This is a genomic window from Oleiphilus sp. HI0067 (assembly GCF_001635735.1).
Genome location: NZ_LWFI01001195.1, coordinates 1 through 1,150, shown reverse-complemented (window position 1 = coordinate 1,150; position 1,150 = coordinate 1). Strand labels below are relative to the sequence as shown.

General features: G+C 44.3%; 2 protein-coding genes. Both read left to right on the top strand.

Annotated features, from left to right (window positions below; translation table 11 throughout):
• On the top strand, positions 1 to 666 hold a 666-nt coding region (locus tag A3739_RS17770), incomplete at its 5' end, for an ABC transporter permease subunit (RefSeq protein ID WP_068502267.1).
• A 112-nt stretch (positions 667 to 778) separates the two neighbouring features.
• On the top strand, positions 779 to 1,150 hold a 372-nt coding region (locus A3739_RS17765), incomplete at its 3' end, for an extracellular solute-binding protein (protein ID WP_156502662.1).

Here is a 1,150-nt window from a genome sequence, read left to right as displayed (position 1 = left end):
ATGATGAGCGCCGTTTGGATGAGTTTGAAAATTGCATTTTTAAGTGCGAGTGCTGCGGTCGCATTAGGCACCTTGGCCGCGATCGCCTTAGTGCGATCGGGCGCATTTAAAGGCAAAACGCTGTTTACCGGAATGATTACTGCACCCTTGGTCATGCCGGAAGTAATTACGGGTTTGTCGCTTTTACTCTTGTTTGTAACGATGTCGCAAGTACTTGGTTGGCCTGAGGGGCGTGGTAGCTTAACGATCTGGATTGCCCATACAACTTTTAACATGGCTTATGTGGCTGTGGTTGTGTCTGCAAGATTACGCGAGCTTGATCGACGTTTAGAAGAAGCTGCGATGGATCTTGGTGCTAACAAATTCCAAGTGTTTATCTACATCACTTTACCAATTGTTGCGCCAGCATTATTGGCTGGATGGCTATTGGCATTTACTTTGTCGCTCGATGATTTAGTAATCGCGAGTTTCGTATCGGGGCCAGGTTCTACAACCTTACCAATGGTGGTGTTCTCTAGTGTTCGATTAGGTGTGAGTCCAAAAATAAATGCATTAGCGACATTACTTGTTTTGGCCGTGGCAATGGCGGCCTTTATCGCATGGTGGTTCATGCGAAGAAATGAATTGCAAAGACAAAAGGAAATTCGCTCGGCATTTAGTCAATAAGCGAATGGGGCATAGATAAGACATTGATGTGTTCCAGAAAGGAAAATGACTCGGCAGAGCAGTTAAGGCAGAGTTAATTAAGATCTTCTTAGGGTGTAATCGAGGAAAAATTATGAAAGCAATAAAAAAGCTAGCGTTGGCAACAGCGTGTGCGGTGGCTACAACAGGCGCTATGGCCGAAGAGAAAGTATTAAACGTTTATAACTGGTCTGACTATATCGCTGAAGATACTTTAGCGAATTTTGAAGCCGAGACTGGTATTAAGGTCGTTTACGATGTCTTCGATAGTAACGATGTTCTGGAAGCAAAACTGCTTTCAGGCAAGACTGGTTATGATGTTGTTGTGCCTTCAGCGACATTCTTGGCGCGTCAAATTCAAGCCGGAGTTTTCCAGCCACTTGATAAGTCAAAACTTCCGCAGTATGAAAATCTCGATGCACCGATGATGGAAAAGTTGACTTCGCATGATCCAGACAATGCTTAC